The organism is Moorena sp. SIO4A1 (assembly GCF_010672065.1).
Lineage (GTDB): Bacteria > Cyanobacteriota > Cyanobacteriia > Cyanobacteriales > Coleofasciculaceae > Moorena.
On record NZ_JAAHHX010000024.1, the window covers coordinates 16,596 to 27,744 of the forward strand.

Below are 11,149 nucleotides of genomic sequence, written 5' to 3' on the forward strand. Positions count from 1 at the left end.
GAGCTCAACTTGTGATAGTAGGACGGGTTGCCATGATTGCCATACAGTCATTAGCGGTTTCATGCACAATGGTTTCGACAAATTGTCTTCGATCTGTGGTTTGGTCGATGTGTTGAATGTGAGCGCGACATAGCTCAATTGCACAATGTGCGGGCTTTGGCGGTATATCTTCAGGAGGGAGGGCGGCCAGTTCCAGAGTTGTACCAATAGTGAATAGCAAAGGAGTCTTTAAAAGACGCTCTCGCGGCACTGACCGAACCTCCAACAACGCTGCTGCGAATTCTAATGTGCGGCCATTGTCTGCCATGTCTAACCTAGTTTTCTCTAGAAGGTCTGCAAGGGAACAGAATGGGTTATGAGGAGTCATTTGGGGGTCCGGGATCTCTTGGCTTCTGGGAGACTTGACAACTCGATTGACGAACCACTCACGATAAAGTTTTTTATCATTAGATTTCAGTTCATAGCTAGCAACTGCACCACTGAAAACTTGCCGTGCTAAAAAGGCTACCTGTACTACCCAAGGTAGCTTTGTGTAAGTACTCTTTGCTTCCCAGAAAGTTATTATGCTCTCAAATTCCTGATGAGCAGCCGTACTTACTTCTAGGTTATTTATCTTTTCATCCAGTTTCTGGAAACGTGAGTCAATCTCTTTAGTCAAACCTTGCAGCAGAGTTCTTAGTTCTTGGTGTTGAATATTTAGCCTTTGTTGCTGACGGCGAATAGCCTCACGGGCTTCCAGCAATTTTTCCTGGGTAACAGCCAGTGCTACTTGACTAATATCTTCGGAAGAAGTGAGTTCTAATGCCCATTGGTACAGTGTATTTTGACCAGCGACTAGGTTTTCACCTAAGAGGGATTGGCGCTGGGAGTCGCTGCCAGTTAGTAAGTCCCACAGGCGGCCCAGACTCCTTTGCTTCTTACCATAGCTGATGAGGTCGCGGTTGACCTGAATACCATTTATTAGGTCAATCAGAGCTTTATCCCTCAGGATGGGGACTTGATACTGAGAGTCTAGTTCTTTAAGATGAGACTCTAGTTCTTGAAGATGTGTTATATTATAATTATCCATTATTTAGAGATAAGAAGTATTCTATACGTTGGAGAATAATATCTACCTTTTTGATTTGTTCTCGAGCATCATCTGCTAACTTATTCTTGAGGTTTTCTACCACTGTTTTTTGCTTTTCCTCAGATCCCTGCTTCCTCAGGGACTCCTTCATCTGGTCTTTGTATCCACCTAAGTACTGTTGAAGATTTTGAAAAAAGGTTTCAGTATCCTTTTCAAATTGCTGAACAATGTACTCTTGACTTCCCTGATAGTTTATATCAATTTTTTCCTTAATTACTTCATTCATTTTAGTAATTAAATCATTCAGGTTGACAATATATTTGTTACCTACTTGTACATTTTTAATCACTGTCCTTGTTCTTTCAAGCCACCCAAAAAAATACCATGGCCTGTAGTTTTCATCTACTTCTTCGTATCCATACTCTGGTAACTCATCTACTGAAGGTTGAATAGAATTTAGGTCTATGTCTGGTTCTGGCGGTGGGGGTGGAATTTCCACATCGAAGCCTTTTGACAGTTGCTCCCTCGCCTCCTCAATTATTGGCTTTGTCTCACTATCTAATAATAATGTCAGCTCTTCACGGGAGTTTTTTAGTTCTTCTTCAGTCGCTTCACGAATACTGTCAAATAACTTTTCTGTTCTTACAGTTGCGTAATTAACTGCCAGTCTACGAAATTCTTCTGCATCTGCTTTACTTGATAATTCAACTGAATAATCAGTATTCCACTTGAACTGTAAAATTGAATAATTTTTAATCCAGTCATCAAAAGAAATAAACTCTTGGATTCTCTTTTCTACAATCTTTTTTGCTACACCCATTTGACTTGCAAATGTTTCCCATTTTTGTAAAGCGTCGGTTGGAGACTGTGAAAAATAATCGTCAATAGTCACTTCTGCTGCTTTTTTTAGGGGAATACGAATTGCCTCTAGCTTCTGATTAAGTTGTTCCTGTTTTTCCTCTATTCGTTCTTTCAGACGATGGCGACAATCCTCAAGACCATTTATTTTAGATTGTAAGGCATCTTTTTGCTTTTTTATTTCTGCTGCCTTTTGGTTAATAGCTTTTATCTGAAGTTCTACATCCTTTGGGATATGCTTTAAGTAGCTGCAAATTTCTTTAAGTGCTGCCTTCATGGATTCAGGCGCTGCTGAGAGCATTAACTCCTCCATTGCCTTCTTAATAAAATCATCAAAACCTGATCTTTCTCGCAGCTTCCTAACTTTACGTTTCAGTTCCTCCAAGGAGGCATGTTCAATATCGTCTTCCCACTCTGCTCCTAGTAAATCTCTGGCAATATCTGGTTGGATTTTGATATCATTTTTAGCTGCATCTTCATTTTTATCTAGTTTTCGAAGAAAGAAATTAGCAGAGAACAGTGCCCAGTGAGCTGATATTTCAAAAACTCTATTTGTATCTTTGTTCTCGCCAGAATCACCTATGCCATATGCCTCTTTGACAAAGTCCTTGACTTCCTCAGGAGTCCTGGAATTTTTACCACGTCTGTCAATCTGGTTTACCAAAACGTATAGGTTATCCTTCTCACTATCTTGTAAATTTCTTATTTCTTCAACTTCACTTTCAACTTTATTGTCAGCAGTTCTGCCCATTGCGCCAAAATTGAGCATAATCAAAACAACTGCACTTTTTGTGAGCTGCTTTGTGACTACAGCCTTTAGTTTCTGCTCTTGTCCAGCTTCAGTACCTCCAGGGGTATCAATAATTACTAGATTACCGATTTTTGCAGTTTTATCAGCATCTTCTTCTTGCCAAAAGGGAGTTTCAATGCGCGGAGACTTAAGATTAAGACAGAGAAGTTTACCAATAGGATCGTCAACTTCATTCAGGCTGCACAAACGGATAATGTCATTCAAAGCAGTCAGGGTTTTCCGGATATTATTAAAGCCAAAGGTTTCCTGTTTAGGGACTAGTGAGGCTAAAGGCTGTTTTTTGATTTTTTCAACTAAGTCATTCAGATGCCTATACTTAGCCATCATACTTTCCATTTCGTCAGTGTCCAACTCTTGAAGATTGCTCTGCAAAGCCTCAATTGTCTTGCTAAACACAGAAACTACTGGTTCACTCAACTTCAAAATTGGCTGTTCTAATTCAGCTTTAAAGACAACTTCTGTAGGGAGTGTGGTCATGGCATCACTGCGGCTAGGCAGAAGTTTCCGCCCAACAATCGCATTGATAGCTGTAGACTTACCTGCCTTCATGGGCGCGATAATCGACATGACTAATTCCAGATTTTCCACCTGCTGTTTGGCAGTATCTACTTTCTGCTTCAATTGGGTGTAATTATTCCCTGAACCCTCCTCTCCTAGTATTTCACTAGCATCCGTCATCAGGTCACTGATTTCCTTCAGTCGTGTAATAACGTCTTGTTGTAAACCCTCAATATCAGGCTTCAAGTCTCCAGAATACATTGCTTCTACCTCTGCTCCTTGCGTCACATTAATAACAGATGAACCAAAAACATCCAAAGCTATGGGAGTCGTTTTTTTCTTGCCGACTGTTACACCAATCTTTAATCTATCGCCACCCATAGTTGTAGGTCGTCCGATAGATTTCCATCCACTCAATCACCCTTTGCTGTTGAGTAGCATCGGGGTAGAGTCGGTAGCGGTAGTTGAGTGTTAGTAGTATTTACAGTTGAAAAGCTGTATGCAGATATTATACACTATTTATTGGTAAGCTAAACACTTTTAATTGTTAAGTTAAGTTACATTGAGTAACTTAACTTAACTTGGGGGAGTCCATGTATAGCATTTTTATTTGAGATGTAAACATAGGATGAAACGCTTTAGGGAACATAAAAATCTGGATATGGTAGCCTTAGTAAGGAATACAGCGTTTGTTTTGATTATAAAAAATTATAATCTAGTTTTACAACTCATTTGTAAAGCCTATATCCCCCGCTAAGCTTCCTTAAGCCCAGGGGTTTTATAGCTCCCCCAAAGCCCAAACCCCCTCATATCAAGTTTGGTTGAATACCCATAATTAGAGGGAAAGTGGTAAGTGTGGGAAGTGTGGGGAGATGGGGAGATGGGGAGATAGGGATATTTTTATTAAGGGTAATTATCCCGACATGATATAGGATAAAAAAGGAGAATATTTCAACTATGAGATGCCCCTTGATTAGTTGACTCTATGCTGTTGATTTATTCTCTGAAAGCCTCAAGAGTAGCGTTATTTTTTGCAGGCAGTTTTACCTGAAAACGGGAGAGGCTCTGATCGTTACAAAAAAAATAGAAAAGGATGAACCAGCAATGAGTAATCATGACTTGTATGATCAGGATTTCGTTCTGTGGACTGAGACAACTTGCCAGCAACTCAAAACAAAAAACTTTGATGAGTTGGATATAGACAATTTAATTGAGGAGATAGCATCCTTGGGACGATCCGATAGACGAGAGCTTCAGAGCCGACTTAAGGTTTTGATGGAACATTTGCTAAAAAGGCAGTACGTAGATTCAGAGCCTGATTATCGAGGCTGGGAAAATACTATCGATGAACAAAGAGAACAGATTAATCTTCTGTTGTCTGAATCTCCTAGCCTCAAGCCTTATCTTGAATCGGTCTTTTCCGATTGCTACAGATATCCACTGAAAAAGGTGAGCAGGAATTATCCATCTGTTAGTTTCCCCCAGAATTGTCCTTTCACTTCTGATATTTTAGATCAAGATTGACCTGAAGCGTGGTGGTAAAAGTGGAACTGGCATCTTGCCAGTGGTGGTAAAAGTGGAACTGGCATCTTGCCAGTGGTGGTAAAAGTGGAACTGGCATCTTGCCAGTGGTGGTAAAAGTGGAACTGGCATCTTGCCAGTGGTTGTAAAAGTGGAACATAAGCTATTTTTTAGATAGCACCACGATCTAGACAAAATGCCAGACTATACTGTAAGCTCAGAAAATATTTTTAGGGATTTAGGATTTAGTAATGCTCAAGAAAAGTTAGCTAAGGTTAAACTAGCTTCACTCATTTCCGATATTCTTGATGAGAGACAGTTATCTGATTCAGAGGTTGCTCTAATTTTTAAAATTGATATTCCTAAAGTCACAGATTTAAAAAATGGTCGCTTGCAGGGTTTCCCCTTGGAAAAACTATTATATTTTCTGGTAGCATTAGGTCAAAATATAGACATTATGGTCAGTCCAAAACCGGAAACTGTATCTAGTGGGAGCATACAATACCAAAGGGAACAGGGAGCAGGGAGCAGGGAGTAGGGAGTAGGGAGCAGTAGGGGGTGCATTTCATATTTTTAAAAAGCAAAAAAAAAAATAGCCGTAGAAATAATATCCACGGCTATTTCAGTGCTGTAAACACTATGTCATGTCTCTCACTTTCCGAATCAATCCGGATGTGATCCTATTTCATTGGGCAAAGGTCACGCTACGCCAAAAGACCGGAGCCTTTGCCGGGGGGAAACCCCCCCAGAAGTTTAACCTATTAACGCCAAGTCGAATACTTGGTTGCAAAACTAATTACTTGCCCTGGAATTCCGGTTGGCTGCAAAGGGCTCCAGTCGGAAACCGACCCATACCCGAGTGCAGAAAGGGAGTAAATAGTCTTGGTGACTCCTTCAGGAGATCCTTTAATGTACTTAATACGTTGTTTCTTTTGGTTAGATTCATCAGAATTATTGTTTTGATTCGGCATAAAGTTTTGAGACATGGCTAAAAACCTGAATTATGTTTATAATGATTATTGTAATGATTATATATTTATTTGTCAAGGGTTTTTATAATTTTTTTTTGGGGAGGTAATTTGAGAATGAATGTCAGGATTTATCCGTCAGCATTCAGCCGTCAGCTGTCAGCCGTCAGCTGTCAGCTGTCAGCTGTCAGGTTATTTTATTCAAAAGCTTTTCCCGTCGTATGATTAGATATATTTTGCTGTTCGCGTAGCGTGCGCGTAGCGCTTAAGCTGACAGCTACTAACTGTTAGCGTAGCGTGCGCGTAGCGCATAAGCTGATATAGCAATCCATGTAAGAATTGATAAAATTTTGATGCCATATTTCTTACTCCCTACTCCCTACTCCCTACTCCCTATTCCCTATTCCCTGTTCCCTGTTCCCTTTGCTATAGCTGACAACTTACCCATCAATTAGCACTTATCACCTGTAAAGCCGTAAACTTAAAATCACCGAAAGTCTGGGAAACAATCTGCTGATTACCCCGAAATTCTTGTTTTTCATAACTACCATTGTTTAACACCAGCACAGTTACTAACTGCTCTTGGGGGTCAATAATCCAATATTCAGGAATAGCCCTTTCTTGGTATTGTTTTACCTTCTCTACATAATCACGTCGGTAGTTTTCATCCCTTTGGTTTTTGTAGGGGCTAACTACCTCAGCCACAAACTGTGGGGGAAGCATATCAAGGGTGATAGTTAAGCGTTTTTCCGTTTGGATCAGATGTTCTTCTCTAATTACTACCAAATCTGGATAGCGGTTTTGAGGATTTCCTGGAACTTGTAATTCACAATTGTGCGTCTTAATTAAGCGGGGGTTAATTAGCTTGACTAATTGGAGCATTAGCCACATTACCCTCCAATTATTTGGTTCACTCTCAGGCGGCAATTCTACTAACTCCCCATCAAACAGCTCATAACGGTTATCTGTGCCATCATCGTATTCCAGGTATTCCTCAAAAGTGAGTTTGGAGGTGGTTTTAACCATGGTAATTTTAGGGAACAGGGAACAGGGAACAGGGAACAGTAGGAAATAGGCGTTGCTGAATTAATAAATTAATGCGCGATCATTTGGTTTTCTTAAAGCCCCCTAAATACCCCATGATTGGGGGTCTAGGGCGTGTCTTATTACCTCGGAGATCCCCCTAAATCCCCCTTAAAAAAGGGGGACTTTGAGTATGGCTCCCCCCTTTTTCAAGGGGGGCTGGGGGGGATCATAATCTTGTGGAAAACGTTTAAAACACGCCCTAGGGGGGCAAAACCATACGCATAATGAGCAACACCGCTTTTTTGATTCTAATCCCAATTAAGTGACATTCCTAAATACTCTTCCAACCTCTGATTATGAGCTCGAAAGAAGTCACTTAAGGTTTGTCTCAAGTCTTGACTAATGGGAGTGTAAGACCTACCATTGCATTTGGGATATTGAAAAAACGTCTGATCAGATAATCCCAAAAATTCAATGATGGTACTCATAACAGTCTTGGGATTGCTATAGAAGTCTTCACTCTTCACTATTAAAAATTGTTCTCTCGTAAAAATCTCCATCCATCGTTTTAACTTATAGACGTAAAGACTTCCTAATAAATTATTTGGGTGTCGATACCCAATCTGTAATAGCTCCGATTCTGTCAAACTTTCCAGTCGTTGCTTCTCTAGAGCTAGGGCATCTTCTAGACTGCGATTTTCTCGACCATGATAAAAATTGTGATAGTAACAAGAGATAGCGCGATCAACGGGATTTCTCAATAAAACAATGAGCTTAACCTTGGGAAAAAACTGAAACATCCGTTGGGCAGATTCAGTGCAGTCAAAATAATTAGGGCTTGCTTCCCCAGCTAAGAAATTAGGATAGTCGGTAATAGATGGAAAATGGGCGAGATACCAATCAATCCCTTGATTAAAATATTTACTGAAAAAATTTAACTCTTTTTTATGAGGGGAGATAATTTGTGGATAACGACTCAGATACATATATAATGAAGATGTCCCACATCTAGCCGCTCCAATAATAACGAAGTCTGGACCATGCTCTTTTTTAGGTTTCCAGTGAACCTCGGCAAGTTTGGGATTAGATGCAACTGCTTTTTTGTAAGAGCTAGTTTGGTAACAGCTAATCGCCTCCTGAAGTTGCCCTTGCTCGGTTAGCACATCCCCTAAATTCCCCCAAGCCAGAGGAAAATCTGGTTGCCGTTGGATGCACTGTCGATAAAAGGTGATAAGTTGCTCTAACTGCTCTGATTCAATCCAGGTGTACTGTAGGTCTACATAAGCTCGCTTAAAACAGGGGTCAAGCTCAATCGCTTTTTGATAAGACTCTATGGCTTCTTTGAATCGACTTTGCCCTCTGAGCAGTTGACCCAACTGATGATAATCTTTAGCGCTAGAATTGGGATTACTATCGACCACTTGTCGATAGTAGTTCATGGCTTGGTGATTTCGGGGATTATTCTCGACCGCCTGTTGATAAAATGCGATCGCATCTTCCATCTTTCCCTGGGATTGGAGTATCTCCCCGAGACGATAGTAAACTTGGAGTAAATTGGGCTTTAACTCAATCGCTTGTCGATAACAGGTTATGCCTTGGTCTGGTTTTCCCAGAGACCAGAGCCTGTTGCCCAACTTAACATGCTCCTCGGCTTTAGCCCAATTTGGCTCTAGGGTTAGAGCCTGATACCAACACTCCGTAGCCTCGTCCTGTTGACCAGTCTTAGCGAAAACCCGAGCCAAGTTACGGTAAGCTCCAGCAAATTTCGGGTCAATTGCGATCGCTTTTTCGTAACATGCGATCGCTTCGGGCCACTGTTGCTGTTGAGCATACAGACTCCCCCGATTAGCATGGTCTTTAGCCAACTTTACTTGAATTTTCACCACCTTGAGCTGGCCCTGGGTTTGGTCAACAGAGTCGTGGTCATGACCCGAAGATTGCTTGATATCCCTTGACATCGTTACCGTTAAGACGCTATTTTTTTAACAATCACTATGCGAGCCTGATGCAGAATCTCAAACTGACCCTTAACTGAATCTAGAAACCTATTAATCCCAATTTTAGGCGCTTCTTGTGGTTTAGCCGGATTGCTCCATCCATAGTTATTAACGATCATCAGCCCTCCCACCTTGAGTAGCTTCCAACAAAGTAAAGCATTTTGCTCAGCAATGGTAGCTTTGTGACGCCTGTCGCGAATGTTAGCTAAATCGTAGCAATTGCCATCAAGGGAATTAAGCAACTGCTCAGGTTTTCCCTCTAACCTAGTCACCTTTTCCGCTGCTCCAGTTTTAGCTATATTTCCAGCAAACTCTTCCTGAAAGTGTGGCGAAACACAAGTTAATCGAGCTGAAGAGTTAGTCAGGATTTTATCAAGTAACCAGCAAGCGGAATTGCCTTGAAAACTCCCAATTTCCAGACACTGAGCATCCGCGACACCAGCTAGGGGCTGCAAGTGTTTTTCCCAGACCGGAATTTTAAAGGTAAACCTATCCTGGGTGAATCGATAATCCTTCTGAGCACACTGATCCCAACCCCGCAATTGAGCAGCTTGTTGATAACAAGTGTAGGCTTCGGTCAACTCACCTTTTTTTACCAAAGCATCCCCGAGTTTAACATAAGTCCAGGGATAGTCACCCACTGTCGCAATGACCGCACGGCATGAGACAATCGCTTCATCCCACTTCTGCTGTTGAATCAACAGTTGGATCAGTTCCCGATAAGCTCCAGGAAAATTTGGATCAACCTCAATCGAGCGGCGAAATGCTGCAATCGCTGTGTCCACCATTCCTTGTTTGAGCCAAATCCCAGCAATTTTATAGTGGGCCTTAGCTTGATTTGGGTCAAGGTCGATTAACTGACGATAACATGCGATCGCATTCTCCCACTTCCCCTGGGCTATCAAACAGTCTCCTAACTCGTAGTAAGCTGCCCATAGGGTGGAGTCACGCTCAATCGCATTTTGGAAACAAGCAATGGCTCGATCCGGTTTACCCTGAGCCAGGAACGCTTTCCCTAGTTTATAATGTCCCTGAGCATTGGCTGATTTGGGTTTCAGGCTCAGAGTCTGATACCAACACTCAATTTCCTCGTCTTTTTTCCCCAGCTGAGAATAGATTTCTGCCAAACTCCAGTAAGCCTCAGCAAAATCTGGCTGGAGGCGTATAGCATGATAGTAGGATGCGATCGCTGCCTGCCACTGTTGTTGACTGCTGTATATATTTCCTATTTTAGCATAGACTTGCACTAAATTCGGTTTGTCATCGAACACTCTAGAGTGCCAGAAAATTGCATCATCAAACCGACCCATCCCTTGCAAGATATTGCCTAAAACTCGGCAAGTCGAGGCAAAATCAGGTCGATTTGGAGATGGACTTTCCAACGCTTGCTCACAAGCGGCAATTGCTTCAGTTAAGTAAGTGTACATGAGAGGGAACAGGGAACGGGGAACAGGGAAAAGGGAACAGGGAGCAGGGAGCAGGGAGCAGCGCTACTTGATTAACTTTTGCCTGTTGCCTTTCCTTCATAAAACATGTTCACAACTCAAATCAAGCATTCAGCGGTCAGTGGTCAGCGGTCAGCCCTTGGCCTTTGGCACCTCAAGTATCGCGGCACAGGCTTCTAGCAGTATCGTGGCACGCTGTGACCTAACCAATAGCCTATCAGCTGATTGCTGATTGCTGATTGCTGATTACTGACCTACTAAAGTATCTCAAAACCATCATCAGTTTTATTAATTTCAACATCCAAACCTGAACTCAATTGAGCAATGGTTTCCCCATCCACTTTTAGCTGACCAGTGATCGAGTCGTAAGTTACGATAGTCTGGTCATCAACCCCTGGAATCACGATCCGATCTTCTCCAGACTTAAACTCAGTAATAATATCCGGCTGATCGTCAAAGAACTCGAAGGTAAATGTATCCTCTCCAGGACCCCCGATCGCCACATCAGTGCCTGGTCCTATGATCAGGTTATCATCTCCTTCTCCACCCAGCACCACATCATCGCCTTCACCGCCAGTGATTTGGTCATCCCCTGCTTGCCCCAAGAGCACATCATTCCCGTCACCACCGCTAATCTCATCGTTTTGATTACCAGTCTGAATAATATCTAGACCATCGCTCCCCCTAATATTACTTCGTTCATCGTCTGGTCCTAAGATAACGAAGCCGTCTTCATCATTTGGGATAACTTCAAGATCTGGGTCAGCAAACATAGAAGACATCTACTATAACTCCTTCTTTATCCTAGTTGATATTACCACCTATCAACTATAATTTATTACAGATTTTTTCGCCACAAACAAGATTAGTTTTTTTGTATTCTCAAATAGTTAGTATTTCTACCGAAGATAGTGTGTATAAAAACGCGCTTATTGACCACTAGGTCTGATCGGACT

General features: G+C 41.8%; 12 protein-coding genes. 2 read left to right on the plus strand and 10 right to left on the minus strand.

Translation table 11 applies throughout. From position 1 onward, the window contains the following. Nucleotides 1–4 precede the first annotated feature (4 nt). The 3 genes from F6K53_RS17235 to F6K53_RS17245 are packed head-to-tail and all read right to left on the minus strand — an operon-like array spanning nucleotide 5 to nucleotide 3,717. Nucleotides 5–1,069, minus strand: a complete 1,065-nt coding sequence (locus tag F6K53_RS17235) for a diguanylate cyclase regulator RdcB family protein (RefSeq protein WP_293040999.1) — start codon at nucleotides 1,067–1,069, stop codon at nucleotides 5–7. Continuing rightward, nucleotides 1,062–3,653 (minus strand): dynamin family protein, encoded by a 2,592-nt coding sequence (locus F6K53_RS17240; protein ID WP_293072132.1) that lies wholly within the window; start codon nucleotides 3,651–3,653, stop codon nucleotides 1,062–1,064. Before F6K53_RS17240 ends, F6K53_RS17235 begins: the two co-directional genes overlap by 8 nt. Beyond that, nucleotides 3,604–3,717 carry a helix-turn-helix domain-containing protein gene (locus F6K53_RS17245; RefSeq protein ID WP_293072134.1) on the minus strand — a complete coding sequence of 38 codons (114 nt, stop codon included), beginning with the start codon at nucleotides 3,715–3,717 and terminating at the stop codon, nucleotides 3,604–3,606. The genes F6K53_RS17240 and F6K53_RS17245 overlap by 50 nt, the downstream gene beginning before the upstream one ends. 623 nt (nucleotides 3,718–4,340) lie before the next feature. Here F6K53_RS17245 and F6K53_RS17250 point away from each other — a divergent pair. Further along, nucleotides 4,341–4,760 carry a DUF29 domain-containing protein gene (locus F6K53_RS17250; RefSeq protein WP_293025475.1) on the plus strand — a complete coding sequence of 140 codons (420 nt, stop codon included), beginning with the start codon at nucleotides 4,341–4,343 and terminating at the stop codon, nucleotides 4,758–4,760. Here the strand turns inward: F6K53_RS17250 and F6K53_RS17255 are convergent. Then, a complete protein-coding gene (locus F6K53_RS17255; RefSeq protein WP_293072131.1) occupies nucleotides 4,746–4,889 on the minus strand; it encodes a hypothetical protein in 144 nt (47 codons plus the stop codon). The two genes, F6K53_RS17250 and F6K53_RS17255, sit on opposite strands and share 15 nt — an antisense overlap. 64 nt (nucleotides 4,890–4,953) lie before the next feature. Here F6K53_RS17255 and F6K53_RS17260 point away from each other — a divergent pair, with 64 nt between their 5' ends. Next, nucleotides 4,954–5,295 (plus strand): helix-turn-helix transcriptional regulator, encoded by a 342-nt coding sequence (locus tag F6K53_RS17260; protein ID WP_293072130.1) that lies wholly within the window; start codon nucleotides 4,954–4,956, stop codon nucleotides 5,293–5,295. Between the two features lie 223 nt (nucleotides 5,296–5,518). On the opposite strand, the gene F6K53_RS17265 is transcribed toward F6K53_RS17260, so the two are convergent. The 6 genes from F6K53_RS17265 to F6K53_RS17290 form a co-directional block, all read right to left on the minus strand. Then, complete coding sequence (locus tag F6K53_RS17265) at nucleotides 5,519–5,743, minus strand: hypothetical protein (protein WP_293081413.1); 225 nt, start codon at nucleotides 5,741–5,743, stop codon at nucleotides 5,519–5,521. 207 nt (nucleotides 5,744–5,950) lie between these two features. After that, the gene (locus tag F6K53_RS17270) at nucleotides 5,951–6,085 is read right to left on the minus strand and encodes a hypothetical protein (protein WP_293081415.1); all 135 of its coding nucleotides are present in this window, start codon (nucleotides 6,083–6,085) and stop codon (nucleotides 5,951–5,953) included. Between the two features lie 87 nt (nucleotides 6,086–6,172). Then, nucleotides 6,173–6,751, minus strand: coding sequence for a Uma2 family endonuclease (locus tag F6K53_RS17275; RefSeq protein WP_293081418.1), 579 nt, complete (start codon nucleotides 6,749–6,751; stop codon nucleotides 6,173–6,175). Between the two features lie 308 nt (nucleotides 6,752–7,059). Beyond that, nucleotides 7,060–8,709, minus strand: coding sequence for a tetratricopeptide repeat-containing sulfotransferase family protein (locus tag F6K53_RS17280; RefSeq protein WP_293081420.1), 1,650 nt, complete (start codon nucleotides 8,707–8,709; stop codon nucleotides 7,060–7,062). 8 nt (nucleotides 8,710–8,717) lie between these two features. Continuing rightward, complete coding sequence (locus F6K53_RS17285; RefSeq protein WP_293072008.1) at nucleotides 8,718–10,175, minus strand: tetratricopeptide repeat protein; 1,458 nt, start codon at nucleotides 10,173–10,175, stop codon at nucleotides 8,718–8,720. 275 nt (nucleotides 10,176–10,450) lie between these two features. After that, complete coding sequence (locus F6K53_RS17290; protein ID WP_293025465.1) at nucleotides 10,451–10,975, minus strand: hypothetical protein; 525 nt, start codon at nucleotides 10,973–10,975, stop codon at nucleotides 10,451–10,453. Between the last annotated feature and the right edge of the window lie 174 nt (nucleotides 10,976–11,149).